Raw genomic sequence first — 26,242 nt, 5'->3', positions numbered from 1 at the left:
CGGGATCGACATTTGGGAATGTCGTAGACAAGCGCGACCAGAGCGTTTTTTGATCGCAAAACGATTCCAAAACTCAGGTTGATTTAGTTCGGAGGCCCCAATGCTTCAGGTCCTTTCCAGCGCGTGGGCGCTATTGCTCGGTATGGGGCTGCTTATGGTCGGGAACGGCCTGCAGGGTACTCTGTTGGGCGTGCGCGGAGACATTGAAGGGTTCTCGACGCTAGAGATGTCGTTTGTGATGTCCGCCTACTTTGTTGGCTTTCTGGGGGGGTCGCGCCTGGCCCCCGAGATGATACGGCGGGTAGGCCATGTGCGTGTATTCGCCGCTTTAGCCTCGTTTATTTCCGCCGTCATGATTATGTACCCCATGCTCACGGACCCGATTGCATGGTCGCTGGGCCGCGTCGTGATCGGGTTCTGTTTTTCAGGAGTGTATGTCACAGCAGAGAGTTGGCTGAACAACGCGGCGAGCAACGAAAATCGTGGCCAGGCCCTGTCACTGTACATGATCGTGCAGATGACGGGCGTTGTTACCGCGCAGGCGCTTTTGCTTGTGGGTGATCCAGCAGGCTATGAAACCTTTGTAATTGCATCCATTCTTGTGTCTGTATCGTTCGCGCCCATCTTGCTCTCGATCTCACCGACGCCCGCCTTTGATACAACCAAACCAATGACACTGCGCAAGCTTATGGAAACGTCGCCGCTGGGTTGCGTTGGCATGTTCCTGCTGGGTGGCGTGTTTTCGGCCCAGTTCGGGATGAGCGCTGTTTACGGAGCACAGGCAGGGCTGTCGCTGATCGAGATTTCGTCATTTGTGGCGGCTTTCTACATTGGCGCTGTTTTACTGCAATTTCCCCTGGGATGGGTATCAGACAGGGTTGATCGACGTATTTTGATCCTTCTGGTGTCAGCGGTTGGAGGGGGAGGCGCATTGATTGGCATGATGTTCGGCACCACTTTCACAACCTTGTTGTCTGCGGCTTTTATCATCGGCGGCATGACAAGCCCACTGTATTCACTGCTGGTTGCCTACACAAACGACTATCTGGAATATGATGATATGTCGGCGGCCTCTGGTGGGTTGGTCTTTATCAACGGTCTTGGTGCGATTGCCGGGCCAGTGATCACAGGGTGGTTGATGGGTAGTGAAGTTGTCGGACCACCGGGATTTTTCCTGTTTATTGCTAGCTTGATGTTTGCGATGGCGGTTTATGCGCTCTATCGGATGACACAGCGTGCCTACGTGCCTGTTGATGAAACCGGAGCCATCGCCCCGATCTACCCAACCTCGTCACCGATCGCGATGGAGGTTGCGCAAGAGGTTGTCATCGAAGCTGCGCAGGAAGAGCAGGACGCGCAGGATACCGCCTAGGACACGAAAATATGTCGTAAGTGTTGCAATATGTTACTGTAACACTTCTGTAAAACCGACTTAAATGACGTTACGTCCCTGGGGAGGGCAAAAGACGGAGTTTAAGGCAATGGTTGGGCCTGAAGACGTATTGAGTTTTTGGTTAGACAAGGTTGGTCCCGAAGGGTGGTATCTGCAGGATGACGCGTTAGACGCTGAAATCCGTGACCGTTTCCAAGAGTCCTGGAAGGCAGCGAGTGAGGGCAAGTTTTCGCTCTGGCTGACCTATCCAAGTGGGGCATTGGCGTACATCGTTTTGATGGATCAGTTCCCTCGAAACATGTTCCGCGGAGAGGCGAGGGCCTTTGCATCAGATCGCGCAGCACTCGCAGCCGCGAAATGTGCGGTCGACAGAGGCTGGGACCTTAAGATTGATGAACCGGCGCGGCAGTTTTTCTATCTGCCGATGATGCATTCTGAGAATTTGTGTGATCAGGAACGCTGCGTGCGCCTGATGTGCCAGAATCTGAGCAGTGACGATCCGAGCAATCTTTTGCACGCCCGGGCGCATCGTGAAGTGATCCGCAAGTTCGGCCGCTTCCCGTATCGCAATGAAGCCCTGTCTCGGCCAACAACCGAGCCAGAGGCGGCCTATGTGAATATGGGCGGCTATGGTTCGACGGTTCGTGAATTGCAAGCTGCGGGTTAAGTCTCCGGCACACATCCTCGAATGTCTTTGACCCGGTCGGCCACTGCGTCGGCCGAAAGGTCTATGGCCTGTTCGATCAGCATCTCAGGAGACTCTGCCATTTCCGCGAACCGGGCTTGGGTGGATTGAAGTTTATCTTCCACTGCGTTCAGTTTATCCAGAGCCTCCGCGATACGCGCCGCAGTTGCGCTGTCGAGAGTGCCTCCGTCCACAGGAATCGCGGCCAAATCACTCCGCATGGCAGCCAACTCACCGCGAATTCCCTGGGCTTCTTCCCTCAGCGGGGTGACGATCTTCAGGTTCTCAGAGAAACTTGTGGTGATGTTGTCCACTGAAGATGCCAGTTTCCATCCCAGGAACAAGCATAATGCAATCAGTACAAGCGTGGCGTTCAGCAGGGCGAGCACTAAATCTTTGAGCGTCTTGGCCATGGTAAGCCTTTCGAATGACTTGTGAAAAGGAACGTCCAAGGGGCATTTGTTCTTCTTTTCTAGCCTTTGTAACGTCCCGGGTATAGGCTGAAAGCAGCACAACCTGAACATGCCGATCTTGCGTCGCATATGTCGCGCAGGCAGCGTGTTGATGCGTCGCGGAATTTAGTTTAATGGTAAACTAAATTTGAACCGACCTGCGCCGAGAGGGACATATGGCTGCACAATCTTTTGATCTGATCGTAATCGGCGCTGGTCCTGGGGGCTATGTGGCTGCAATCCGCGCCGCTCAGCTGGGTCTGAAAGTGGCCGTGGTCGAGCGCGAGCATTTGGGCGGAATCTGCCTGAACTGGGGATGCATTCCGACCAAGGCGCTTTTGCGCTCGTCCGAAGTGTTCCACCTAATGGAGCGCGCCAAGGATTTCGGCTTGAAGGCGGACAAGGTCGGCTACGATCTGGACGCCGTTGTAAAGCGGTCGCGCGGCGTCGCCGGGCAGCTTTCCGGTGGTATCGGTCACTTGCTGAAGAAAAATAAAGTGACCGTAGTGATGGGAGAGGCAACGATCCCGGCCAAGGGTAAAGTCAGCGTCAAAACCGACAAAGGCACTGAGGAGCTGACTGCCAAGAACATCGTTCTGGCCACCGGTGCGCGGGCACGAGAATTGCCGGGGCTTGAGGCCGATGGCGATCTGGTCTGGACCTATAAGCACGCACTTCAGCCGCCTCGGATGCCTAAGAAGCTGTTGGTGATCGGTTCGGGCGCTATCGGTATCGAATTCGCCAGCTTCTACAATACGCTTGGCTCCGATACGACGGTCGTCGAAGTCATGGACCGCGTGCTGCCGGTCGAAGATGCCGAAATCAGCGGACTGGCCAAAAAAGCCTTCACCAAGCAAGGCATGACCATCATGGAAAAGGCGATGGTCAAGCAGCTTGATCGCGCCAAGGGCAAAGTGACCGCGCATATCGAGGTGAAAGGTAAGGTTGAGAAACACGACTTTGACACCGTGATTTCTGCAGTTGGGATTGTCGGTAACGTCGAAGGCCTCGGGCTCGAGGCTTTGGGCGTCAAGATTGATCGCACGCATGTGGTGACAGATGAATTCTGCCGCACGGGCGTCGAGGGTCTCTATGCTATCGGCGACATCGCAGGGGCGCCGTGGTTGGCGCACAAAGCCAGCCATGAAGGCGTTATGGTCGCAGACCTGATCGCCGGGAAACACGCGCATCCGGTGAAACCTGAAAGCATTGCCGGCTGCACCTATTGCCAGCCCCAAGTGGCATCTGTGGGCTACAGCGAAGCAAAAGCCAAGGAGCTTGGCTATGACATCAAGGTCGGTCGCTTCCCGTTCATCGGCAACGGCAAGGCCATTGCTTTGGGCGAACCCGAAGGTCTGATCAAGACCGTTTTCGACGCAAAAACCGGAGAGCTTCTTGGAGCCCACATGATTGGTGCCGAGGTGACCGAGTTGATTCAGGGGTATGTTGTCGGGCGTCAGCTGGAGACAACGGAAGAGGACCTGATGAATACAGTCTTCCCGCATCCGACATTGTCAGAAATGATGCATGAAAGCGTTCTGGATGCCTATGGCCGCGTGATCCATATGTAAATCTGCTTAGACCCAATCAAAAAAGGCACCGTCAATCTGGCGGTGCCTTTTTTAATTTATTTGGTCAATGCATCCAGAATACGCGCCCATGAGCGGATGCCCTTGTGAAAGCTTTTGACATCGTATTTCTCGTTCGGCGAATGAATGGCGTCATCATCATTGGCATATCCAACGAGCATGGAATCAAGCCCAAGCTCTGTGTTGAAGTAACCAACCACAGGAATTGATCCGCCCATACCGGTGAATACAGCCTCGCGATTCCATTCGTCCGACAACGCGCCGCGCGCGGCTTCGAATTCAGGACGGTCCAGGTTCATGACCGAGGCAGGGGCACCTTCCAGATCGTTGTCCCAGATGACTTTGGCATCCACGGACAAGCGGTCCTCGACATGTTTGCGAATTTTGTCGCGCAGCGCGTCGGGATCCATGTCGCCAACCAGGCGGCACGTTATTTTACAATGAGCCTCTGACGGGATGACGGTTTTTGATCCGGCGCCGTTATAGCCGCCCCACAGACCGTTCACCTCAAGGGTCGGGCGTGCCCATTGTTGCTCCAGGGTTGAATACTTCTTTTCACCATGGGGTTGGCTGTACCCGACCGAGTTCAGATACTCGGCCTCATCAAATCCGCAGCTTTGCCATTGGCGCAGCTGCTCGTCAGACACCTCATGAACACCTTCATAGAAGCCTTCTACCGCGACGCGCCCGGTTTCGTCGTCGTAGAAAGAGGCGACAATTTTCGAAAGTTCGCGCAACGGGTTCAGGCCGGGACCACCGTAGTGACCGGAATGCAAATCGATCCGGGGGCCGACAATGGTGAATTCATCCTTCAGCATCCCGCGCAGTTGGGACGCAATCGACGGCACGCCGCGCGACACCATCGACGTGTCGCAGACCAGCGCCAGATCCGCCTTCAACTCTGCCGCGTTTTCGCGAAGGAACGGCACCAGGGACGGGGACCCTGATTCTTCTTCCCCTTCGAAGAAAAAGGTGATGTGACAGGGCAGGGACCCATGCACCGCTTTCCACGCTCGGCAGGCTTCGACAAATGTCATCAGCTGCCCTTTGTCATCTGACGAACCTCGCCCCCGAATGACCGGGCCATGGACTGTATCTTCGATGGCCGGGTCAAATGGTTCACGATTCCAAAGCTCCAAAGGGTCCACCGGCTGGACGTCGTAATGGCCATAAAACAGGACATGCGGCCCGTCGCTGCCCTCGCCAACATGTCCGACAACCATCGGGTGGCCGGGTGTTTCCCGTTTCTCGGCCGAAATGCCGATGCTTTGCAGGTCGGCAACCAGCCAGTCTGCGGCCTGACTGACCTGTTCGTTGAAGGCAGGATCGGTTGAGATGGACGGAATGCGCAGCAGCTCCATCAGGCGGTCGATCGAAGTTTGCAGATCTGCATCGATCTGGTTCAGCACGGCGTCTAGCGACATGGGTGGCTCCTGCTTTTGGGTGTTTTCAGGCGCGAACCTATCAGCGCTATCGCCGCCGTCCAGTGCGGTTCAGGCGGAAATTGGTTTAGTATCGGAAACCTGCCGATCCCGGATAGTTTGCCTGCGTCGTTTCCTCGCGTCTGATGGACGTAACTTTACTTGTCGGAGCAAGCGCAAACTTATATTTGATGCAAATCAAAGTTGGGTTCACTGGTTCGGCTGTAGGCAGTTAGGTCAGAGGAACGCAAAAACCGCGAAAACAGTGTATACTGTGCGTCGTGGTGGAATACATTGTCCGGGGTCGGAATGATCGCCAGGCATTCAAGGAGGGTCCGTTGGACTATACTGCTCAGCTCGATTCAGCGATTGCCAGGCTGCATGACGAAGGACGCTACCGGACCTTCATCGACATCGAACGTCGTAACGGACATTTTCCGCACGCGGTGCGCACGCGCCCTGATGGGTCACATCAGAACATCACCGTCTGGTGCGGCAATGATTATCTCGGCATGGGTCAACACCCAGTTGTTCTTGATGCTATGCATGACGCTGTTGATGCGGCCGGGGCAGGATCCGGCGGCACGCGCAATATCTCGGGAACCACTGTCTATCACAAGCGCCTCGAGGCAGAACTGGCCGACCTGCACGGGAAAGAGGCATCGCTGCTGTTCACCAGCGCCTATATAGCCAATGACGCCACGCTCAGCACGCTGCCGAAGCTGTTTCCTGGCCTGATCATTTATTCCGATGCGCTGAACCATGCCTCGATGATCGAAGGCGTGCGCCGCAATGGCGGGGACAAGCGTATCTTCCGTCATAATGATGTCGCTCATCTGCGTGAGCTGCTTGAGGCTGACGATCCCGCTACGCCCAAGCTGATCGCGTTTGAATCTGTCTACTCGATGGATGGCGATTTCGGTCCGATCGAAGAAATTTGCGATCTGGCTGATGAATTCGGCGCGCTGACTTACATCGATGAAGTGCACGCCGTTGGCATGTACGGTCCGCGCGGCGGTGGCGTGACCGAGCGTGACCGGCTGGCCCACCGTATCGACATCATCAACGGGACACTGGCCAAAGCGTATGGCGTCATGGGTGGCTATATCGCGGCAAGCGCCAAGATGTGTGACGCTGTGCGCTCTTATGCGCCGGGCTTCATCTTTACGACATCCTTGCCACCCGCTGTCGCAGCGGGGGCAGCGGCTTCGGTCGCGTATCTGAAACATGCGCCCGAGCTGCGCGCGCAGCATCAGACACAGGCCAGTATCCTCAAGCTGCGTTTAAAAGGGCTGGGCATGCCGCTGATCGATCACGGCAGCCACATCGTACCGGTGATCGTTGGCAACCCGGTGCATACAAAGAAGCTCAGCGACATGCTGCTGGATGATCATGGCATCTACGTGCAGCCAATCAATTTCCCAACTGTCCCACGCGGAACCGAGCGTCTGCGCTTTACCCCGTCTCCGGTGCATGGACCCGACGAAATGAACCGTCTAGTGCACGCGATGGACGAACTTTGGTCACATTGTGCGCTAAATCGCGCCGAACTTGCCGGATAACCTAACGCCAAAGTGTGCAACTAGTTTGTCGCGTGTTAAGATTACGCTAACAAAAGTAGCGGACGAATCGTTATGGGGACGATTCGCTGCGAGCGCGACACACGCGGCGGGCAGAATGGGGCAGTAGGAATGATTGGGCGCAGATCACAGCGCGATTCCGAAGAAGACATGGAAGTCAGGCCAAAAGGCTATGACGACTATGAGGTGCGGCTTGGCGATACGATGCGCGGCGAACGCGCGACGATGGGTAAGTCTCTTCTGGATGTACAACGCGAACTGCGGATAAAAGCCAACTACATCGCCGCCATTGAAAATGCTGATCCTGACGCATTTGACACACCCGGCTTCATCGCCGGGTATGTGCGTTCTTATGCGCGATATCTGGGAATGAACCCTGACGAGACATTTTCTTCCTTCTGTCAAGAAAGCGGGTTTGAAGTCGCACACGGGATGTCTGCAGAGGCGTCGGTCGTGCGCAAGCCCACCGGCGATTTGCCTTCGCGCGGGCCGATGGGGCGAGATCCGTTCATCTCACCCAACACGCCGTACATTCCGGGCAAAGAATCTTTGGTGAGCCAGATCGAACCGCGCGCTGTTGGTTCCTCACTGGTCTTGCTCGCATTGATTGGCGGCATCGGCTATGGCGGCTGGGCTGTTTTGAACAAGATCCAGCAAGTCCAGGTGAGCCCTGTTGAACAGGCCCCTGTGGTTTTGTCCGATCTTGATCCGCTGGACGCAGCGCGCAACAACAGCAATGTTGATGAAACTACGTTGGCGTCAAACTCCGAAGCGCTGGATCGTCTTTACCGTCCTCAGGCGCTTGACGTGCCGGTGTTGGTGGCGCGTGATGCTCCGATCTCAACGCTCGATCCACGGGACGTGGGCACCTTCCGCCCGCCTGAGCTGCCACAGATTCAAGTCGCTGAGATACACACAGTCGAAAGACCTTCGCTGCCACAAGTTGTCGAGCAGGTTGATACGACCCTGAAAATCGTGGCTGTTGATCCGTCTTGGATGCGTGTAACCGCAGCCGATGGCAGTGTGATCTTTGAGGGTACGCTAGGTACAGTCGAGCAAGGCAGCACCTTCGAGGTGCCGTTGACCGAGGAACCACCGCAACTTCGCGCCGGTGCATCAGGCTCAGTCTATTTTTCGATGAATGGTGAACACTATGGACCTGCTGGCGCGCCGGGCACGGTTGCCAAAGGTGTCGTCCTGTCCAAGGATGCTGTCTCGGAAGTCTATAGCGTTGCCGATCTGAACTCTGAACAGAACAGCGCGCTCAAGCAATTGGTGGCCGAACTGCAGACCGAGGCGACAGAACAGCCCGCCGAGTGATCTAGCCATTGCGGAGACCTGGTTGCCGAACTATCTAAAGACGCAACCTAGGCAGACGCGGATCCGTCCATATGTCCCTCAATCACATACGTCCCTGGCGCGATATCTATCGCCGTAAATCCCGTCAGATCATGGTTGGCAACGTGCCGGTCGGGGGAGATGCCCCCATCGCCGTGCAAACCATGACCAATACGCTGACCACCGACGTTGCAGCGACGGTTGCGCAGGTTCAGGCCGCCGCCGAAGCGGGCGCGGATATCGTGCGGATTTCAGTTCCGGATGAGGCATCTTCGAAGGCGTTGAAAGAAATCGTGCGTGAAAGCCCGGTTCCGATCGTGGCGGACATTCACTTTCACTACAAGCGCGGCATCGAAGCGGCCGAAGCCGGTGCTGCCTGTCTGCGGATCAATCCCGGGAATATCGGGGATGAAACTCGGGTCAAGGAAGTCATCAAGGCAGCGCGTGACCACAATTGTTCGATCCGGATTGGCGTGAATGCAGGCAGTCTGGAAAAGCATCTGCTTGAGAAGTACGGCGAGCCGTGCCCCGAGGCGATGGTCGAAAGTGGGCTGGAACATATCCGCATCCTGCAAGACAATGATTTCCATGAGTTCAAGATCAGCGTAAAGGCCAGCGATGTCTTCCTGTCGGCGGCCGCCTATCAGGGTATTGCTGAGGCGACTGACGCGCCAATCCATCTGGGCATCACCGAGGCGGGCGGGCTGGTCTCTGGCACCATCAAATCCGCCATCGGTTTGGGAAACCTTTTATGGATGGGGATCGGCGACACGATCCGCGTCAGCCTGTCGGCCGATCCGGTGGAAGAGATCAAGGTCGGGTTCGAAATCTTGAAGTCACTTGGCCTGCGGCATCGCGGCGTCAACATCATCTCATGCCCGTCTTGCGCGCGGCAGGGGTTTGACGTGATCAAAACGGTCGAGGCGTTGGAACACCGCCTGGAGCACATCAAGACGCCGATGTCGCTGTCGATTATCGGCTGCGTCGTGAACGGTCCGGGTGAAGCGTTGATGACTGATGTCGGTTTTACGGGCGGCGGGGCTGGGTCTGGCATGGTCTATCTGGCCGGCAAGGCCAGCCACAAGATGTCGAACGATCAGATGATCGACCACATCGTCGAAGAGGTCGAGAAAAAAGCGGCCGCGCTTGACGCTATTCAGGAAGCGGCAGAGTAGCTTAGTTCCTTGATATTGTGTTGAATGTCAGCGCTGAGTGGACGGTGCAGGAGAGAGCAATCGGCTTTCATTGACCGTCAATGATGTCCGGGCTGTATGCGAGAATGCCAAAGGTTCTTTACCAGCCAATTCGGGAAAAAGTTCAAAGATTTCGTCGCGGGCGCTTTGACACAACGCTCCAAGACTTTGACCTGCCGGAAACAGGCTTTCTGTCGGCACGCCATCCGAATAGATGATCTCATGTGTGTCGAACAGGATGTGGTAGTAGTCTACATATCCGCCGCGTTCGAAGAAAATGGATCTGTCATTGACCAGGGCTTTCGCGGGAACCAAAACCTCGTCCTCGCCGAACAGCAATTCAGCCCGCCAGCCAGAGATCAACAGCCTGTGCTGCGGCGATAGTTTAAGAACGCGGGTGTTGCCAACTGCGCCCTTCTCGAAAACGACCGGGGCGAGTTCGCCAGCTGCAAACCTTCGGGCAGAACCGATCCAACGAATGGGTTGTAGGCCGTTATCTTTGGTGACGATCTGAGCGTCGACCGCCAGATCTTCGACCGCAACCTCGCCATCCGCAGTTTTTATCTTTGTCCCGGCTACAAAGCAGACAACCACTTCGGACGGAACGTTTACAATTCCAGAAGCAGTGTAGGTGGTTCCGGTGACAATCGGCGTACCGCCGGGATACTGAACAAGATGTGTCGAGATGAAGTTGGATCCACCGCCTATCACCATGCCCAAAGCATCCGGACCGCCGGTTCCGTCGATCTGCTGCTGCCAACCAAAGGCAAGGGTTTGTCCAACCCAGCCTGCGGGCAAAGTGCCTGTTACGCCCGTGATTACCGGAAGCGCGGCCGTTTCTGTATCGGGGTTGTTGTCACCAATGCCAAATGAGTCATCGTCCGAAAACGTGATCGTGCCAACAACGCCCAAGGACGTAAAAGTTCCCCAAGCCGTACCGGTTACACCGATAACGTCGATACTGAACGTGGGCATCCGACCCCCCTGAAAAACTAAACGCGCAATAAATCTCTCGGTTAGGTATCATGTGAAACGTTCTTAAAAAGGGTGAAAAAGCGCAATTAAGTTGCAATTTTCCAGTTTTTCGCGCGTCTTGCATCACCAAGACGAGCCTTAGTGTTCACTGAATTTCTGATCATATTGTGGCAGATCTGCGTTCTTTGGAACGCAGGGCGGGGAAAAGCTCGTACATTTTTCTATACGAATGGCATCTGCTGCGTGGCGCAGTGAATGCCCCCGCCGAGCTCTCCCAACACGTCTACATTCAAGGACACGATCTCTCGCCCCGGATAATGTCGCGCCAGTGTTTCACTCGCGATGGAATCTGTTTCCGGATCACCAAACTGCGCCATAACGACCGCACCATTGCAAACATAATAATTCGCGTAGGAGGCAACAAATTCGGGGTCGTTGGTGCGTACGGAATGCGGTTCCGGAATGACCTCAACTTGCGGGCCGTTGGCCACCAAACGATCATATGTCTCCAGTGCGGCAACGTGGAACCGATCAGACATGTCAGGATCGTCGGGCAGGTTTATCAAAACACGCTTTGGACTTGTGAACCGAGCAAGACTGTCGATGTGATAGTCTGTGATGTCTTCACCGTACACGCCCTCTGACCAGATCATGTGGCGCGCGCCGTATGCGGTAGCAACCGCTCTTCGATTTCGTCCCGGGACAGGCCAGGATTGCGGTTGTCATTCAACCACGAGCTTTCGTGCGCCATAAGCAGGCCATGACCGTCTTGTTCAACGCCTCCTGCCTCGCCCTTCAGACCGGTTGGCAGCAAGGGCAGCCTTAGGCGTTCCGCTACTCGTCCGGCGACCCGGGCGTCGTTTGTGTGCACCTGCTTTTGACCCCACCCGTTGAACTGAACATGGCTGACGGCCAATTCCTTTTTGCCGTTGATCGCGAAAATTGGCCCAGAATCCCGGCACCAAAGGTCCTCGGTGGGTATGTCCCAAAGCTGGACTTTGGCCGATAGTTTACGGCGAGCCTCAGCGTGACGTTCGGCCGCCGCCAACATAATCACGGGCTCAAAATCTGAGATCGCATTGGCGATGTCTGCGATGGTTTGCTGGACCATCTCCAAAAAAACCGGATCCCGATAAACCTTACGGCTAACCGGCCACTGCATGAATGTCTGCTGATGCGGGACCTCTTCTGCAGGAACAACAAAGCCGGTATCAGTCTGGCCGTATGATTTGCCGGGTAAACTCATCAATCCCACCGCTCCTCCGGCGAGAACAAAATCTCGCCGGTTTATCACAGACCGCCGCGCCATCATCAGATCATTTGTTCCCGCTTAGCCCCGATCAGCGCGCACGCCTTCGGCGATTTGCAGCATCTGATCCGCCGATAGATACCCGCGCAACATTTCAGTGCCCAAAACAAATGACGGGGTTCCTGAAATCTGCATGCGCTGCGCCAGCGCGCGGGTCTGCGAGATTTCATCGGTGACCTGCTCGCTGTCCATGGCCGCTATGATCGCATCGCTGTCCAGTCCAAGGCCATCTGATATCCGGCGCAGAGTTACTTCGGAGGGGTCGCCGCTAAACTCCAACAAGGCATCATGGACTTGCTTATAGGCGTCGTCACCCGCGACGTGCTTGGTCGCCACGGCAAAGCGTGACGACAGCACCGATGCATCGCCCAGGATCGGGAATTCCTTGATCACCAGGCGAATATTGCCGTCCTCAGACAGCAGGCTGGCCACTTCGGGCACGGCACGACGGCAATAGCCACACCGGTAGTCCATGAATTCGACCAGAGTGATATCGCCCTCGGGGTTGCCGCCAACCCAGCTATAACCATCATTGAACAGCTCATCCACATTGGCCGCGACAAGTTCCTTATCCGTCTCGGCCTCGGCAGCGGCGTTGCGCTGTTCAAGGATATTGATCGCCTCGATGATGACGTCTGGGTTTTCCAGCAGATATTCTCGGACCTGCGCGCCGAACTCGGCCTTTTCGGTCTCGGTCATCGCGTTCAGATCCAACGCCTGTGCTGGGCTGGTGAGCAGAGAAAGCCCCAGAAGGGCGGGTGCAGCATGTCTGAGGATCATTTCCGTTTCCTTTTCGATTTCTTTGCGCGTTCTGAGGCAATCAACACATCCTGCGCTCTTTGCCAACCCGGAGACCCTTCGGGCAATTGCCCGACGGCCCGTCTTGCGTGGATACCTGCATCGGCCAAGCGGCCTTGCAGAGCATACCGTTCGGCGGTGACAGCTGACGCCATCCCGTTGTTGCCAACCTGCGCATAGGCCGCGCCCAGATCCCGCATCAACCGGGCATTCCGATAGTCACGTGCGCGCGCCTTTTCAAGGACTTGCAGGGCTTTCTTCGTCCGGCCCTGACCCAGCAACGCACGGCCATACCCGGCCAGAATCAACGCGTTGTTCGGAGCCATTTCAACGGCCTGACCATAAGCTGTGATTGCGTCCTGAAACTGCCGGTTTTCCAGCAGAATTTGCCCCTTCAACTCGTAATAGAACGGATCATCCGGGCGAATGGCCAGCGCCGCATCAATTGCCGCGCGGGCGCGGGCAAGATCGCGATTCTGGTGATGGGCCGAGGCTTCGCGCATCAGGCGGATATCGCGGTCAGTTTCTTCCTTGGCACGGCGTAGTGTCCATGTCGGTGATCTTAGGAACGCCGACAGCTTGCCCTTAACGCGAGCAAACCAGTAGTCGGCATTGGCATTTGGCTCTGCCTTGTCCCCAAATTCGTCCAAAAACGTCTCGGCCGCGCGCAGGCGTTCGCGGCTGGTGGGGTGGGACCGCATATATGGGTCTTGATTGGCGGTGCTCAGCAATTCCTGACCGGCGAATTTGCGGTGCAGTTTGACCATGCCACTGGGCGAAATACCTGCCCATCGCAAATAGCTGGCTGCGCTGCGATCGGCCGAGGATTCTTCAGCCCGCGTATGACCCAAAAAACTGCGCAGGGCCGAGGCAGATGTTCCGGCGGCGATGCCGGCTGCGGCCTCTCCGCCGCCCGCAGCCGCAGCGATTATGGCCAGCGCGGTGCCGAGACCTGCGTTTCGCTGCGCGGCACGCAAGTTTTCAGCGCGGCGCGCCAGGTGGCCATTGGCGATATGGGCGGCCTCATGCGCGATGACGGCTTGCAGCATTTCGGGGCTGTCCACGGTCAGAATCAGGCCATAGTTCAAGTAGATGGCGTTGTAGTCGATGACAAAGGCATTGAACGTGTTGTCATTGACCACAAAAATTCGAACGCGGTTGGTATTCAGCCCGGCGGCGCGCAGGACCGGAAAGGCCAGTTCACGCAGCCCATGTTCGATATCCGGATCCCGGATCAGGCTTTGCGCGTTGCTGGATGCCGCGGCTGTCAGCCAAAAGGCAACCGCCAGCATCAGGGCCGGGATTGACGCCAGACGGGATACGCGTTCAAAAGCCATGGTTGCAACATGGGAGATGGGCATGAGAAACTCAACCCGATCCGGGGTCGATCCCTTCATCGTGATGGATGTGATGGAGGCCGCACGCAAGGCGGAAGAAGCCGGGCGTCACGTCATCCACATGGAGGTCGGCCAGCCCGGAACCGGAGCGCCAAAAGGGGCGGTAAAAGCCCTTGCCCAAGCCATGGAACAGGGCCCGCTGGGCTATACAGTGGCGTTGGGTCTGCCCGCGTTGCGACAGCGGATCGCGCGACTTTACGGAGAGTGGTACAATGTCGACCTGAACCCGGAACGTGTGGTGATTACACCCGGGTCTTCCGGTGGGTTTCTGCTGGCCTTCACAGCACTTTTTGACAGCGGCGATCGTGTTGGCATCGGTGCGCCCGGCTATCCATCTTACCGGCAGATTCTGAAAGCTCTGGGACTGGTTCCGGTCGACCTGCCCACAGCTCCGGAAAACCGTTTGCAGCCGGTGCCCGCAGATTTCGCAGGAATAGATCTGCAAGGTCTGATGGTCGCATCCCCCGCGAACCCGACCGGCACCATGCTGGATCACGCTGCGATGCACGCACTGATCGGTGCGGCTCAGGAGCAGGGAGCCTCGTTCATCAGTGACGAGATTTATCACGGTCTGGAATATGAGGCCAAAGCCGTCACTGCGCTTGAACTGACCAACGAATGCTATGTGATCAACTCATTCTCCAAATACTTCTCGATGACCGGGTGGCGTGTGGGTTGGATGGTGGTGCCTGAAGATCAGGTGCGAGTGGTGGAGCGTATTGCCCAGAACATGTTCATCTGTGCGCCGCACGCCAGTCAGGTGGCTGCACTGGCCGCAATGGATTGTGAGGACGAGTTGCAGGCCAATCTGGATGTCTATCGGCAGAACCGCGCACTTATGCTGGACGGGCTTCCCAAATCAGGCTTCACCAATATCGCACCGCCAGATGGGGCGTTTTATGTCTATGCCGATGTCTCGGACCTGACCAATGACAGCCGGGCCTTCGCGTCAGAGATTCTGGAAAAGGCCGGTGTTGCCGTGACGCCGGGGTTGGACTTCGACCCGCAGCGGGGCCATACCACCCTGCGGTTTTCCTATGCGCGCGCAACGGCTGACATTCAGGACGGGTTGGACAGGTTGCGTCGCTTCATGTTCGAAAAGGGTGCGATCACCGAACAGGTCTGAAGCGTTCACAAAGCTCCTCGGTTGGTATAGGGTGCGTTCCAAACGATCTCGGGAAAACTTGAGGCCATGAGCAGGATCATCTTTTGCATTGCGCTGCTCTGGGCGCTGGCCGGTACGGCCGTCGCGCAGGACTTCAGCGCGCTTGCCCGTGTGCAACCGGACCAAAGCCGGATTGTCGATACCGGGCGCGCGGGTATTCGCGTGGACATTGGCCTTAGCCAAGGTGTGCCATATCGCATTTTCACATTGCGCGATCCCTACCGGATGGTGCTGGATTTTCAAGAGGTTGACTGGACCGGTTTGACCCGAAAGCAGTTCCTGAAATCCAAACGCGTCAGCGACGTGCAATTCGGCGCCTATGTGCCCGGATGGTCCAGACTGGTTCTGGATCTCGGCGCCCCGATGGCTGTGGAATCGGCGAACCTGAAGATTGACGAAGGATCCGGTTCAGCGCTGTTATCGCTTTCCCTGAAAGGTACGGATTTCGACGCATTCAATGCGACTGCGGGTGCGCCGCGCAATCCGGGCTGGGATTTGCCCGAACCGGCGGTGACCAAGCAGGTCCGGCCGCGTGATGGAGACCGTCCGCTGCGCGTGATGCTGGACCCTGGCCACGGCGGGATCGATCCGGGGGCCGAATTTGGCGGGATCGACGAAAAAACAATGATGCTGACTTTTGCCCGGGAACTGCGAGAGCTTTTGTTGCGATCAGGTGGGTATGAGATCGTGTTGACGCGTGTCGAGGACCAGTTTGTTTCGCTCGAACGACGCATCGCATTGGCCCATCGGGCCGGGGCGGATTTATTCATTTCACTTCATGCCGACTCGTTGTCCGAAGGGCAGGCGCATGGCGCTGCGGTTTATACTCTGTCCGAGGATGCCTCGGACGTGGCCAGTTCAAAACTTGCTGAGCGACACGATCGGGGCGACTTGATTTCGGGGATCGACCTGAACGGCGCGGATGATCAGGTGGCCGATGTACTGTTGGATATTGCGCGCCAGGAAACCAAGCCACGCACGGATGCGCTTGCCCGGGCGCTGGCCAATGGCATGGCGCAACAGGGCGGGCCAATGAACCGCCGCCCCCTGCGCAAAGCCTCGTTTTCTGTGCTAAAAGCGGCCGATATCCCGTCGGTTCTGGTTGAACTTGGGTTTCTGTCCAGCCCTCGCGATCTGAACAACCTCAAAGATCCTGAATGGCGTGCGAAGATGGCATTGGGGATTTATCAGGGGTTGGAAGACTGGCGTCAGCAGGACCTGATCCGGCAATCCCTGATTGGTCAGTGACCTGACGACGCAAACCAGCTAGAATATGCTTGTTGTTTTGACCCTTGAGCAGCGCGACACTATATAGGCGGCAGCGCGAGAAAAAGGCAGTAACGTGATCCGGTTCATTCTTTCGATTTTTGGGGCTATTTTCAGCCTTGTTACCTTGGGTATCTTCATGGCTGCGTTGGTTGTTGGCGCGGTGTTCTGGATGTACGGGCGCGATCTGCCCAGCCACGAGTCGCTGGCACAATACAAGCCGCCGACAATCAGCCGTATCTATTCCGGCGAGGGGCAACTGATCGACGAATTTGCGCAGGAACGCCGCTTGTTCACGCCGTCCGAAGAAATCCCGGACCTGGTGAAACAGGCATTCATTTCTGCCGAAGACAAGAATTTCTACACCCATCAGGGCTACGACCCGCGTGGCATTATTGCGGCCGGTGTCGAAGCTGTCCGGTCTAAAGGCGAAACTGTTCGTGGTGCATCGACAATTACCCAGCAGGTGATGAAGAACTTCCTGCTGTCTGGAGACCGCCGGGCCGAACGCAAGATCAAGGAAATCATCCTCGCCACGCGGCTTGAGGATACGCTGGACAAAGAACAAATCCTCGAACTTTATATGAACGAGATTTTTCTGGGCCAGAACTCCTATGGTGTAACGGCTGCGGCACAGACATACTTTAACAAAACTCTGCAAGAGCTGGACCCGCATGAGGCCGCAACGCTGGCCGCGATGCCCAAAGCGCCTTCTGATTACCATCCGGTTCGGCAAAAACAGCGCCTTCTGGATCGCCGAAATTATGTTCTGCGCGAGATGCGCCAGAATGGCCATATCGATCAGGCGACCTTCGAAGTTGAGGTCGAGCAGCCCTTGCGCTCGGTTCAGAATGGTGACTTCGAAAGCTTCCGCACTGCACTGCCGCCTCGGGATTACTTTACCGACGAAATCCGCCGCCAGCTGAGCGAGGATTTTGGCGAAGGTGAATTCTTCACTGGTGGATTCACAGTACGTGCTTCGGTCGATGAAGAAATGCAGATCGAAGCCGCCCGTTCTCTGCGTGAAGCCTTGCAGAAATACGACCGCTCTCGCGGTAAGTGGCGCGGAACTGGCGAAGTGATCGCCGAAGAAACCTTGGCAGACGAAGCGCAATGGCGAGAAGCACTGTCCATTATGGAGATCCCGCGCGATGTGGTTCTGCCGACCAAGTGGTATCCGGCGGTTGTGATGGATGTTGCGGAACAATCCCTGACGGTCGGGATTGAAAATGGTCCGGCAGATGGCGTCATCCCGCGTTCCGACATCAAGTGGATGCAGGGCGATTTCGCAGCGAATTTCAAACGTGGTGACGTGATACTCGTCGTCGCCGGGGAAGAGGGCCAATGGTCCGCCCGACAGGTACCCGAAGTGCAGGGCGGCTTTGTCGCGATGGACGTGAACTCGGGCCGTGTTCTGGCGATGCAAGGCGGGTTCTCTTATCAGGACACGGTGTTCAACCGGGCCACACAGGCGCAACGCCAGCCGGGGTCAAGCTTTAAGCCCTTTGTCTACGCGGCTGCGTTGGATAGCGGATACAGCCCCGCGACCATTGTGGTGGACGCTCCGATTGAAGTGAACACGCCGCAAGGCCTGTGGCGGCCCAAGAACTCTTCCAACAAATTCTACGGCCCGACGCCACTGCGCACCGGGATCGAACAATCGCGAAACCTAATGACCATTCGACTGGCGCAAGAGGTGACGATGCCCGTTGTCGCCGGGTATGCGGAACGGTTCGGTGTCTATGACCGTATGGGCGCGTTTCTGGCCAACTCGTTGGGGGCAGAAGAAACCACCTTGTACAAGATGGTGGCTGCCTATGCGATGTTCGCGAATGGTGGCGAGAGGGTTGAGCCCACATTGGTTGACCGTATTCAGGATCGGTTTGGCAAGACAATCTATCGGCACGATGATCGTCAGTGCCTGGACTGCAATTCTAACTGGCTGGAACCGGATGAAGCCCCGACGATTGAGACCAACCGTAGCCAGGTTATGGATGCCGTCACTGCGTATCAGTTGACGTCCATGATGAAGGGCGTCGTGGATCGCGGAACAGCCTCGAGTGTTGTCAATCTGCCGGTTCCTACCGCCGGCAAGACAGGCACGACAAATGAATCGAAGGACGCCTGGTTTATCGGATTTACGTCAAACATCGTGGCGGGTTGCTACATCGGGTATGACCGCCCGCGCCCGATGGGGCGTGGCGCATACGGTGGTACATTGTGCGGACCAGTCTTCCAGAGCTTTATGGAACAAGCCGTGGAAAAATACGGCGGCGGTCCCTTCGACGTACCGCCGGGCGGGCGTTTCATAAAGATCGACCGATTCAGCGGCGCGCGTCTGCCTGACAACGCCAGTGGCGACTATGTTGTGGCCGAGTATTTCCGCGATGGCGTCGATGGCTTCATTGACCGGATCTACGATGGTGGTTTTGCCATCGGATCTGACCTGCCGCTGTTCGAAGAGGTGCAGCGCGCGGGCGTTGAGGTGCAGACATCTACCGGTGAGACTGTGACCGTCGGCCCCAAAGCTACGCAAGGCGATCTGTCGACTGGCGGGCTTTATTGATCGGCAGCCTTTAACAGCAGGCGCAACAGATCGGCTTCGGCATCTTCGGTGACGAGGCCGCTCGCTCGCCAGAACATCGACAAAGCGCATTTTGCAGCTGCCCATTTTGCTAGGCGCTGGCGCGGTACAGCCATCGCATCAGCATAGAGTGTCAGACACTGTTCTATTTGCTGAGTTTGGCGAACAAGGCCTTTCATGCCTTTGGGATGACGCAGCGCATTTGCCAGCTCAAACGCGGAATCTCCCACATATCCCTTGGCATCTATCGCGCGCGGTCCGGTTTGGGTCTGAATGACGTTGTCATGATGCAGGTCCCCGTGCAGCGGAACTTGCACGGTTTGCTTATCCAATAGATCGCGGGCCAAGCTGATCGCTCGTTTCATATCCTTTGCCAAAGAGGCGGGGCACGTCTTGGCAAATCGGCACTCAAACAGCGGGGCAAATACTTGGGCCAGAGGCTTCAATCCAGCGCAGTCAATCATTGGACGGTGATGCAGACGGCGCGCCGTATCCGCCAAGCTTTGAACCGCTTTGTCCGGCTGCCCGGATCGTGCAATATCGCCAAGGGTCGGCCCGGACAACCATTCCATCAGCACTGCGTTTTCGGCAACTTCAAGAATTCTGACAGCCCCGCGATCCCGCCACGCGGATAACAATTGCGTCCCAGGCGCCTCGTTCCCGCGATCCAGTCGGCGATACAGTTTGAGCGCCGCGTGAGTTCCATCGGCTTGCTGCACCTTCCAAACCCGTGCAGCGCCGGTATCTGCAATGGCGCCAAGCGGGATAAGTGCCCATCTGTCCAGAAACTCTTGTGGTGCGCCTTGCATTCACGCCTCGCCTGTCTTGTGGTGCCTCGCACCTCTTGCTATCACGCAGGCCTGATTGAGCAAGTTGGGACCATACCATGCGCGCCGAAACCCAGAATATCGTGGCGGAAATCGAAAAGTCGCTAGAGCTGTTGGCGCAGCGCATGGACTATGAAACCGCACCGCACCGGTTGGAGGAATTCAACGCGCGTGTTGAAGATCCCAATTTGTGGGACAGCCCTGAAAAGGCGCAAAAACTGATGCGCGAGCGCCAGATGCTTGTGGATGCAATTGAGACCTACGAGTCGATCAAAACAGATCTCGGTGACAATATCGAGCTGATCGAACTGGGCGAAATCGAAGAAGATGAAGAGGTCGTCCAAGACGCCGAAGGGGCCATCAAAAGCCTACAGCGAAAAGCGGCCAAGAAAGAGCTTGAGGCTCTGTTGGACGGCGAAGCAGACGGAAACGATACCTTCCTTGAAATCAATTCAGGCGCGGGCGGTACTGAAAGCTGCGACTGGGCCTCGATGCTGGCGCGCATGTATGTACGTTGGGCCGAGAAAAAGGGATACACGGTCGAGCTGCAGTCCGAGACCTCGGGCGAAGAGGCGGGGATCAAATCGGCAGCTTACAAAATTTCGGGCCACAACGCGTATGGCTGGTTGAAATCCGAAAGCGGTGTGCACCGCCTGGTGCGCATCTCGCCCTTCGACTCGGCGGCCAAACGGCACACGTCGTTTAGTTCTGTCTGGGTCTATCCCGTCGTGGACGACAATATCGAGATTGACGTGAACCCGTCTGACATTCGTATCGATACCTACAGGTCCTCTGGCGCGGGTGGTCAGCACGTCAACACCACAGACTCGGCGGTGCGGATCACGCACATTCCGACAGGGATCGTGGTGACCAGCTCTGTCAAATCGCAGCACCAGAACCGTGACATCGCCATGAAGGCCTTGAAATCGCGCCTGTATCAGCAAGAGCTGGATCGCAGACACGCCGATATCAACGCAGCCCACGAGGCCAAGGGTGACGCGGGCTGGGGCAACCAGATCCGGTCTTACGTTTTGCAGCCCTATCAGATGGTCAAAGATCTACGGACCAACCACGAAACGTCGGACACCAAGGGCGTGCTGGACGGAGATCTGGATGAGTTCATGGCGGCGACACTAGCGCTAAATGTGGCTGGCAAAAGTCGCTCCGAGGCGCAGGGCGAAGGCTAATTGCGCCAGCGTCTGACCTTTGCCGCAAACCTGATCACAGGGCATTGGCAGTTGATCGCCATTGTCGCAACCGTGTTCTTGTTGTGGAACACGCCGTTCATTCTTCCACTGAAGATCCTTGTTGTCTTCCTGCATGAGCTTTCGCACGCTTTAGCTATTGTTCTGACCGGCGGCTCTGTCGAAAGCTTCTCGGTTTCGCCCCAGCAGGGTGGTCTTGTGATCGGGCGGGGCGGCAACCGGTTTGTAAGTCTTTCTGCTGGATATCTGGGATCGCTCTTACTTGGAATGGGCCTACTGATCATCGCCTTGCGCACAGATATGGACAGGGCCGTGCTTGGCGTGTTCGGCGGGGTCATGTTGCTTGTGACGCTTCTTTATGTCCGCGATCCCTTTGCCACGGCGTTCTGCGCGGGTTTTGGTGCAGTTATGCTGGGTGCTGCTTGGTATCTGAGCCGCAAGCTCTGTGATCTGGTACTACGAGTTATCGGGTTGACCAGCATGATCTACGTTCCGTTTGATATCTTTGACGACACCATAAGGCGCGCCGGTTTACGCTCGGATGCGTACATGCTGGCCGAAGAGTTTGGCGGAACAACGTTGATGTGGGGCGGGTTATGGTTGGTCCTCAGCTTTGTCATGATCATCTATTGTCTACGCTATATGCTGGGCCGCGATAGCAATCTGCGGTTTGACATCCGCGCCAGGTAGCCAAAACTCGCAGAACAGTGTGTTCGATTGGCAGGGTGAAAGATACATCCAAACTACGGGTTTAATTGGGTTAAAGCCCCGGCTAGGTTGATCGCGACAACAGAAAAGCCATAGCCGCTGAGGCCCCAATGACCCTAACCCAGACCTCTGCAACTGCATTGCTGTCGGAGATATGCGCCAGTCGATTGTCGGCATCGGAATTGATGCGCGCGACGTTGGACCGGATCCAAGCCATCAACGGTGAAGTTAATGCGATCGTGGCATTGCGCAATGAAGATGACCTGATGGCCGAGGCCAAAGCTATGGATGCCGCGCCAATCAAAGGCGCATTACACGGGCTGCCGATTGCGGTCAAAGATCTGGTCAATGTCGCAGGGGTTGTGTCATCGCAAGGGTCCCCGGTTTTTCGCGACTTCGTACCGCAAAAAGACGATCTGATAGCAGCCCGAATGCGACAGGCCGGGGCGATCCTGATCGGCAAGACAAACACGCCTGAATTTGGACTTGGGTCGCACACGTTTAACCCGGTCTACGGTGCCACACGAAATCCATATAATAGCGCACGGACCTGCGGCGGGTCGTCCGGTGGGGCAGCGGTTGCGTTGGCGACCGGCATGGTCGCTCTGGCCGATGGGTCTGACATGATGGGCAGCCTGCGCAACCCAGCAGCCTGGAACAACGTCTATGGATTTCGTCCAAGCTGGGGGCGGGTCCCGCCCGAGCCTGTGGGCGATGCGTTTCTGCATCAACTGTCAACGCTTGGTCCGATGGCGCGTAGCCCCGAAGACCTGGGCGTGCTTCTGGATGTGAATTCAGGCCCCGATCCACGTCTTCCTCACGTTCATCACAGCGACGCTGTCTCGCCCGTCCAGGCAGCCGATTTGAAGGGGATGCGAATTGGATGGCTTGGGGATTGGACGGGCGCATTCCCGACCGAGGCGGGCATTTTGGATGTTTGCGAAACTGCGTTGGACGTTTTCGAAAACCTGGGCGCATATGTTGACCCGATAGCGGCGCCATTTGATGCCGAACAGATCTGGGACAGCTGGATCACGCTGCGATCCTGGAGTGTCGCGGCGGGGCTGGAGCCATTGCTGGAACAACGGGCATCCTTGAAAGACACCGCAATATGGGAGCTGGACCGAGGCCTCGCCATGACAGCGATGGATGTTCACCGCGCCAGTGCCATCCGATCCGATTGGTTCAGGCGGGCAGAAGAGTTGTTTCGCGACTATGATGCATTGGTGCTACCTTCGGCTCAGGTGTGGCCATTTGAGATCGAGGTGCCTTACCCCACCCAGATTGCGGCGCAGTCGATGGACACTTACCACCGGTGGATGCATGTGACTTTGCCGGTCAGCTTGCTGGGCCTGCCCTGTCTAGCGGCACCTGCTGGCTTCGGATCCAACGGGTTGCCAATGGGCCTGCAAGTGTTTGGCCCGCGCGGTGCGGATGCAAAACTGCTTGCGATTGGCGCAGCCTATCATGCCGAAACCCAGTGGCCGCAAAAGCATCCGGCAGCGATTTAGCGCTATAAGGGAGGAGGAACAGAACATGGAAAAGCCGTTTGGTGCTCCACAGATGCGGCCGGTAGATGCCCAGATGCTGCGTGTATCCCTGCGGCGGGCCTGGGCTGACTTTCTGCGTGCGCCACAGTTTGGTTTGATCTTTGCTGGCTTCTATGTGCTGGCCGGTTGGGCAATCGCGTGGATCACGATTCAGACAGGAACGACCTATTGGTTGGTTCTCGCTGCTATCGGGTTTCCGCTGATCGGTCCGTTTGCAGCCGTGGGCCTATACGAGGTGTCGCACCGGTTGGAGCAGGGCGAACCGCTTGATCTAAAGTCGATTTTCGGTATCGTTTTCCAGCAAAGCCGCCGCCAGTTGCCCTCGATCTGTGCCATCATAGTGGTGATGTTTCTGTTCTGGTTCTTTCTCGGTCACATGATTTTCGCATTGTTCATGGGGCTGTCGACAATGACGAACGTGTCCTCGTCGATTGATGTGTTTCTGACGCCCAACGGGTTGACGATGTTGGCAGTGGGAAGCGTTGTTGGGGCGGTGTTTGCGACCGTGCTTTACATGCTCACTGTTCTGTCGATCCCAATGCTATTGGATCGGGAACTAGATTTCGTCACTGCGATGATCTCAAGCTTTTCGTACGTCTCGGCCAATGCGCCCATTATGCTGGTCTGGGGGGCGTTCATTGCTTTGCTGACATTCGCGGCAATGGTGCCGTGGTTTTTGGGGTTGCTGGTCATTCTGCCCCTTTTGGGACACGCTAGCTGGCACTTGTACCGTCAGATTACGCAAGGCAGCGACGAGGATTCACAATAACGGGTGATCAGGTGGTACGAGCCTCGGCGAATAGCGAACTGGTTTTCTAGGCACCGCAGTTTGATTTCCGCGCGGTGTCGAGCACCGCAGCCGTGTCCGCGTCAAGATGCTTGAGAACAACAGGCATAGGGCTATGTGCCGAGGAAGGTTTGGTCACTGTGCCGAACCATCGGGTGGCATCACCTTCCAGGTCACGGGTCACCAAATAGACACGGCTGTCTTCCCCGTTGCGGCGCGATATCAGCATGTAAATGTGATCGTCGGCGCACACGGCAAACCCTTGTCTCTCGCGCGCCAAAGGCGGGGCATCGGGCATATCTCTGCGCGCGGTAAATCCGCGCAAAAGCGTGCATTGCGGCAGATTTCGCGCGTAAAGAAGACTAAGCTGTCGGTTGGATGATTCACCCTCAGTGACTGCATAGAAGCCCGGCGAAAGCGTATTTCTGTCATTTGCCTGAACACCCGACGTCAGAAAACTGGTCAGGGTGGTTAAAGTGCGGTTTTGATCCAGCGCCGGGATATCATCTATAGGCTTCAGCAGAATTCGGGCATCTACATTAAAGAACCTGCAAATCCGGTCGAGAACTTCAGCTCGAGGCACGCTTTCGCCAAACAGATACCTGTTGAACTGGGTGCGATTGACACCCAACTGACGACACAAAGCCGCGACAGACGGGTAGTCCTGTGTCAGCTGCCTGAGGTTGGCGCCAAACATGGCGCGCAATTCAGCAGGGCTGCGAGTGTTGTTCGTCATAGTCGTCCCGGGCATTGGTCAATGCATAGTGCAAAAACGACAGCGTTGACCCGCAGGCCGTACGCATATCAAGAAATCGTACAGATGACCCCAAGCAACGTTTCCCCACGTCGCGTTGCGGCATCGAAGCTAGCGACCCGGATGGCAAACGCAATAGGCTCGACGTGAAAATGTGCGATCTTTTGGATGAAGAAGTCGGGTTATTGAAAGTCTAACGCGCAAAACCGATGGATTGCGTTGGAATTCCAGGTGCAATGCCACCCGGAGTTATCCCCGCCCCAGTCTTTTATGCAATCTAGGGCAGGGACGACTTTCGATCAGTCGCCACGCAGCAGGGCGGCGACTCCGGTGCGGGCAATTTCTGCAAGGCCTAAAGGGCGCATCAGGTCGGCAAAAGCATCGATCTTGTCCGGCGCGCCGGTGATCTCAAAAATGAATGAGTTCAGCGTGCTGTCTACTACGTTCGCACGGAAGATATCGGCCAGTCGCAGCGCCTCGACCCGCTTGTCGCCGTCACCCACCACTTTGATGATGGCCAATTCGCGTTCGACCGACGAACCCTCGACCGTCAGATCATGTACATCGCGTACCGAAACAATGCGGCCAAGTTGAGCCTTGATCTGTTCTATCACCTGCGGCGTGCCGGTAGTGACGATGGTAATGCGGCTCAGGTGGCCGGTATGATCCACCTCGGCCACCGTCAGGCTCTCGATGTTGTAACCACGGCCCGAGAACAAGCCGATAACACGGGCCAGGACACCCGGTTCGTTCTCGACAAGAACCGCAATGGTATGGCGTTCCTGTACGTCCGAGAAGGTTGGCCGTAGATTATAGGCCGAATGGCGTGTGGAGCCTTTTTTGATATGTAGGGCAGACATTAGACATCGTCCTTCTTTAGAGTATCCTCAGGAAATGGGCCGCGTACCATCATGACATCCAGTGCTTCTTTCGCTGCATCCCTCAGCTCCTGCCATGCAGAAAGCTCAAACACTTCCTGCAAGGAAGGCAGCGAAGCAGGTGATTTTTGGCAAACATCATTGAATACGCAAGAGTATTTCCGAAGCGCGATTTCCTCAGATTGTGAATACAGAGGCCCTGAGAGCTGCGATTGGTCACCATGGAAGACGTCATCAAATTGATTGATGACCTCACGTGGAACCGAAACCTCGGGAGCCTCATTTTGGTATTTCAGTTGAGCAGGCCACGAAGACGCCAGTTCCAACGCCTCAATTTGACGATTTCGAAGGCGTTGCCTGACAAGCATATTCTCTTGGTACGCCATCA

General features: G+C 56.4%; 22 protein-coding genes and 1 pseudogene. 13 read left to right on the top strand and 10 right to left on the bottom strand.

Going from position 1 to position 26,242, the window contains the following annotated elements; genetic code table 11:
• Nucleotides 1-100 precede the first annotated feature (100 nt).
• Together Q1B13_RS03705 and Q1B13_RS03700 are read left to right on the top strand one after the other, a co-directional pair.
• A complete protein-coding gene (locus Q1B13_RS03705) occupies nucleotides 101-1,372 on the top strand; it encodes an MFS transporter (RefSeq protein WP_299076038.1) in 1,272 nt (423 codons plus the stop codon).
• A 109-nt stretch (nucleotides 1,373-1,481) separates the two neighbouring features.
• The gene (locus Q1B13_RS03700; RefSeq protein ID WP_298936038.1) at nucleotides 1,482-2,060 is read left to right on the top strand and encodes a DUF924 family protein; all 579 of its coding nucleotides are present in this window, start codon (nucleotides 1,482-1,484) and stop codon (nucleotides 2,058-2,060) included.
• Here Q1B13_RS03700 and Q1B13_RS03695 read toward each other — a convergent pair.
• Nucleotides 2,057-2,491, bottom strand: coding sequence for a hypothetical protein (locus tag Q1B13_RS03695; protein WP_299076035.1), 435 nt, complete (start codon nucleotides 2,489-2,491; stop codon nucleotides 2,057-2,059). The genes Q1B13_RS03700 and Q1B13_RS03695 overlap by 4 nt on opposite strands.
• A 215-nt stretch (nucleotides 2,492-2,706) precedes the next feature.
• Between Q1B13_RS03695 and lpdA the strand changes: the two genes are divergently transcribed.
• The gene (gene lpdA / locus Q1B13_RS03690) at nucleotides 2,707-4,101 is read left to right on the top strand and encodes a dihydrolipoyl dehydrogenase (protein ID WP_298936035.1); all 1,395 of its coding nucleotides are present in this window, start codon (nucleotides 2,707-2,709) and stop codon (nucleotides 4,099-4,101) included.
• Between the two features lie 56 nt (nucleotides 4,102-4,157).
• On the opposite strand, the gene Q1B13_RS03685 is transcribed toward lpdA, so the two are convergent.
• Nucleotides 4,158-5,543 (bottom strand): M20/M25/M40 family metallo-hydrolase, encoded by a 1,386-nt coding sequence (locus tag Q1B13_RS03685; protein ID WP_299076031.1) that lies wholly within the window; start codon nucleotides 5,541-5,543, stop codon nucleotides 4,158-4,160.
• Between the two features lie 335 nt (nucleotides 5,544-5,878).
• On the opposite strand from Q1B13_RS03685, the gene hemA reads away from it, so the two are divergent.
• The 3 genes from hemA (at nucleotide 5,879) to ispG (ending at nucleotide 9,633) form a co-directional block, all read left to right on the top strand.
• Nucleotides 5,879-7,102, top strand: coding sequence for a 5-aminolevulinate synthase (gene hemA / locus Q1B13_RS03680; protein WP_299076028.1), 1,224 nt, complete (start codon nucleotides 5,879-5,881; stop codon nucleotides 7,100-7,102).
• A gap of 129 nt (nucleotides 7,103-7,231) precedes the next feature.
• Nucleotides 7,232-8,440, top strand: coding sequence for a helix-turn-helix domain-containing protein (locus Q1B13_RS03675; protein ID WP_298936164.1), 1,209 nt, complete (start codon nucleotides 7,232-7,234; stop codon nucleotides 8,438-8,440).
• A gap of 71 nt (nucleotides 8,441-8,511) precedes the next feature.
• Nucleotides 8,512-9,633: a flavodoxin-dependent (E)-4-hydroxy-3-methylbut-2-enyl-diphosphate synthase gene (gene ispG / locus Q1B13_RS03670; protein ID WP_298936032.1), complete on the top strand. Its 1,122-nt coding sequence runs from the start codon at nucleotides 8,512-8,514 to the stop codon at nucleotides 9,631-9,633.
• A gap of 27 nt (nucleotides 9,634-9,660) precedes the next feature.
• On the opposite strand, the gene Q1B13_RS03665 is transcribed toward ispG, so the two are convergent.
• The 4 genes and pseudogenes from Q1B13_RS03665 to Q1B13_RS03650 all read right to left on the bottom strand — a co-directional run bounded on the left by Q1B13_RS03665 (nucleotide 9,661) and on the right by Q1B13_RS03650 (nucleotide 14,094).
• Nucleotides 9,661-10,626 (bottom strand): Hint domain-containing protein, encoded by a 966-nt coding sequence (locus Q1B13_RS03665; protein WP_299076025.1) that lies wholly within the window; start codon nucleotides 10,624-10,626, stop codon nucleotides 9,661-9,663.
• A gap of 221 nt (nucleotides 10,627-10,847) precedes the next feature.
• Nucleotides 10,848-11,917: pseudogene (locus Q1B13_RS03660) on the bottom strand (agmatine deiminase family protein).
• Nucleotides 11,918-11,956: 39 nt separating this feature from the next.
• Nucleotides 11,957-12,715, bottom strand: a complete 759-nt coding sequence (locus Q1B13_RS03655) for a DsbA family protein (RefSeq protein WP_299076022.1) — start codon at nucleotides 12,713-12,715, stop codon at nucleotides 11,957-11,959.
• Entirely contained in the window at nucleotides 12,712-14,094 is a 1,383-nt protein-coding gene (locus tag Q1B13_RS03650; RefSeq protein WP_299076019.1) for a M48 family metalloprotease, read from the bottom strand. Before Q1B13_RS03650 ends, Q1B13_RS03655 begins: the two co-directional genes overlap by 4 nt.
• On the opposite strand from Q1B13_RS03650, the gene Q1B13_RS03645 reads away from it, so the two are divergent.
• From Q1B13_RS03645 to Q1B13_RS03635, 3 genes are all read left to right on the top strand, one after another.
• Nucleotides 14,093-15,256, top strand: a complete 1,164-nt coding sequence (locus Q1B13_RS03645; RefSeq protein WP_299076016.1) for an aminotransferase class I/II-fold pyridoxal phosphate-dependent enzyme — start codon at nucleotides 14,093-14,095, stop codon at nucleotides 15,254-15,256. The genes Q1B13_RS03650 and Q1B13_RS03645 overlap by 2 nt on opposite strands.
• 66 nt (nucleotides 15,257-15,322) lie before the next feature.
• Nucleotides 15,323-16,543: an N-acetylmuramoyl-L-alanine amidase gene (locus Q1B13_RS03640; RefSeq protein WP_299076013.1), complete on the top strand. Its 1,221-nt coding sequence runs from the start codon at nucleotides 15,323-15,325 to the stop codon at nucleotides 16,541-16,543.
• A gap of 94 nt (nucleotides 16,544-16,637) precedes the next feature.
• Nucleotides 16,638-19,127, top strand: a complete 2,490-nt coding sequence (locus Q1B13_RS03635) for a penicillin-binding protein 1A (RefSeq protein ID WP_299076010.1) — start codon at nucleotides 16,638-16,640, stop codon at nucleotides 19,125-19,127.
• Here the strand turns inward: Q1B13_RS03635 and Q1B13_RS03630 are convergent.
• On the bottom strand, nucleotides 19,121-19,954 hold the full coding sequence (locus tag Q1B13_RS03630; protein ID WP_299076007.1) for an aminoglycoside phosphotransferase family protein: 834 nt from the start codon (nucleotides 19,952-19,954) through the stop codon (nucleotides 19,121-19,123). The genes Q1B13_RS03635 and Q1B13_RS03630 overlap by 7 nt on opposite strands.
• A gap of 77 nt (nucleotides 19,955-20,031) precedes the next feature.
• Between Q1B13_RS03630 and prfB the strand changes: the two genes are divergently transcribed.
• The 4 genes from prfB to Q1B13_RS03610 all read left to right on the top strand — a co-directional run bounded on the left by prfB (nucleotide 20,032) and on the right by Q1B13_RS03610 (nucleotide 24,204).
• A complete protein-coding gene (gene prfB / locus Q1B13_RS03625) occupies nucleotides 20,032-21,159 on the top strand; it encodes a peptide chain release factor 2 (RefSeq protein WP_299076004.1) in 1,128 nt (375 codons plus the stop codon).
• Nucleotides 21,160-21,867, top strand: a complete 708-nt coding sequence (locus Q1B13_RS03620) for a M50 family metallopeptidase (protein ID WP_299075999.1) — start codon at nucleotides 21,160-21,162, stop codon at nucleotides 21,865-21,867.
• 128 nt (nucleotides 21,868-21,995) lie between these two features.
• Nucleotides 21,996-23,396: an amidase gene (locus Q1B13_RS03615; RefSeq protein WP_299075996.1), complete on the top strand. Its 1,401-nt coding sequence runs from the start codon at nucleotides 21,996-21,998 to the stop codon at nucleotides 23,394-23,396.
• Between the two features lie 25 nt (nucleotides 23,397-23,421).
• Entirely contained in the window at nucleotides 23,422-24,204 is a 783-nt protein-coding gene (locus Q1B13_RS03610) for a DUF2189 domain-containing protein (protein ID WP_299075994.1), read from the top strand.
• 46 nt (nucleotides 24,205-24,250) lie between these two features.
• Here the strand turns inward: Q1B13_RS03610 and Q1B13_RS03605 are convergent, their stop codons facing one another.
• The 3 genes from Q1B13_RS03605 to Q1B13_RS03595 all read right to left on the bottom strand — a co-directional run bounded on the left by Q1B13_RS03605 (nucleotide 24,251) and on the right by Q1B13_RS03595 (nucleotide 26,240).
• On the bottom strand, nucleotides 24,251-24,958 hold the full coding sequence (locus tag Q1B13_RS03605; protein WP_299075992.1) for a helix-turn-helix transcriptional regulator: 708 nt from the start codon (nucleotides 24,956-24,958) through the stop codon (nucleotides 24,251-24,253).
• Between the two features lie 317 nt (nucleotides 24,959-25,275).
• Entirely contained in the window at nucleotides 25,276-25,836 is a 561-nt protein-coding gene (ilvN, locus tag Q1B13_RS03600; RefSeq protein WP_298936014.1) for an acetolactate synthase small subunit, read from the bottom strand.
• A complete protein-coding gene (locus Q1B13_RS03595; protein ID WP_299075991.1) occupies nucleotides 25,836-26,240 on the bottom strand; it encodes a hypothetical protein in 405 nt (134 codons plus the stop codon). Before Q1B13_RS03595 ends, ilvN begins: the two co-directional genes overlap by 1 nt.
• Nucleotides 26,241-26,242 lie beyond the last annotated feature (2 nt).

It is taken from the genome of uncultured Ruegeria sp. (assembly GCF_947489545.1).
Classification (GTDB): domain Bacteria; phylum Pseudomonadota; class Alphaproteobacteria; order Rhodobacterales; family Rhodobacteraceae; genus Ruegeria.
The sequence above is the reverse complement of the archived record's forward strand: the minus strand, read 5'-3'. Positions and strand labels throughout refer to the sequence as shown.

What these genes read in the sequence shown, in the direction of transcription:
- Q1B13_RS03705 (WP_299076038.1), top strand. Translation starts at nt 101, where the DNA reads ATGCTTCAGGTCCTTTCCAGCGCGTGGGCGCTATTGCTCGGTATGGGG.
- Q1B13_RS03700 (WP_298936038.1), top strand. Translation starts at nt 1,482, where the DNA reads ATGGTTGGGCCTGAAGACGTATTGAGTTTTTGGTTAGACAAGGTTGGT.
- Q1B13_RS03695 (WP_299076035.1), bottom strand. Translation starts at nt 2,491, where the DNA reads ATGGCCAAGACGCTCAAAGATTTAGTGCTCGCCCTGCTGAACGCCACG.
- lpdA (WP_298936035.1), top strand. Translation starts at nt 2,707, where the DNA reads ATGGCTGCACAATCTTTTGATCTGATCGTAATCGGCGCTGGTCCTGGG.
- Q1B13_RS03685 (WP_299076031.1), bottom strand. Translation starts at nt 5,543, where the DNA reads ATGTCGCTAGACGCCGTGCTGAACCAGATCGATGCAGATCTGCAAACT.
- Q1B13_RS03675 (WP_298936164.1), top strand. Translation starts at nt 7,232, where the DNA reads ATGATTGGGCGCAGATCACAGCGCGATTCCGAAGAAGACATGGAAGTC.
- ispG (WP_298936032.1), top strand. Translation starts at nt 8,512, where the DNA reads ATGTCCCTCAATCACATACGTCCCTGGCGCGATATCTATCGCCGTAAA.
- Q1B13_RS03665 (WP_299076025.1), bottom strand. Translation starts at nt 10,626, where the DNA reads ATGCCCACGTTCAGTATCGACGTTATCGGTGTAACCGGTACGGCTTGG.
- Q1B13_RS03655 (WP_299076022.1), bottom strand. Translation starts at nt 12,715, where the DNA reads ATGATCCTCAGACATGCTGCACCCGCCCTTCTGGGGCTTTCTCTGCTC.
- Q1B13_RS03645 (WP_299076016.1), top strand. Translation starts at nt 14,093, where the DNA reads ATGAGAAACTCAACCCGATCCGGGGTCGATCCCTTCATCGTGATGGAT.
- Q1B13_RS03650 (WP_299076019.1), bottom strand. Translation starts at nt 14,094, where the DNA reads ATGCCCATCTCCCATGTTGCAACCATGGCTTTTGAACGCGTATCCCGT.
- Q1B13_RS03640 (WP_299076013.1), top strand. Translation starts at nt 15,323, where the DNA reads ATGAGCAGGATCATCTTTTGCATTGCGCTGCTCTGGGCGCTGGCCGGT.
- Q1B13_RS03630 (WP_299076007.1), bottom strand. Translation starts at nt 19,954, where the DNA reads ATGCAAGGCGCACCACAAGAGTTTCTGGACAGATGGGCACTTATCCCG.
- prfB (WP_299076004.1), top strand. Translation starts at nt 20,032, where the DNA reads ATGCGCGCCGAAACCCAGAATATCGTGGCGGAAATCGAAAAGTCGCTA.
- Q1B13_RS03615 (WP_299075996.1), top strand. Translation starts at nt 21,996, where the DNA reads ATGACCCTAACCCAGACCTCTGCAACTGCATTGCTGTCGGAGATATGC.
- Q1B13_RS03610 (WP_299075994.1), top strand. Translation starts at nt 23,422, where the DNA reads ATGGAAAAGCCGTTTGGTGCTCCACAGATGCGGCCGGTAGATGCCCAG.
- Q1B13_RS03605 (WP_299075992.1), bottom strand. Translation starts at nt 24,958, where the DNA reads ATGACGAACAACACTCGCAGCCCTGCTGAATTGCGCGCCATGTTTGGC.
- ilvN (WP_298936014.1), bottom strand. Translation starts at nt 25,836, where the DNA reads ATGTCTGCCCTACATATCAAAAAAGGCTCCACACGCCATTCGGCCTAT.
- Q1B13_RS03595 (WP_299075991.1), bottom strand. Translation starts at nt 26,240, where the DNA reads ATGGCGTACCAAGAGAATATGCTTGTCAGGCAACGCCTTCGAAATCGT.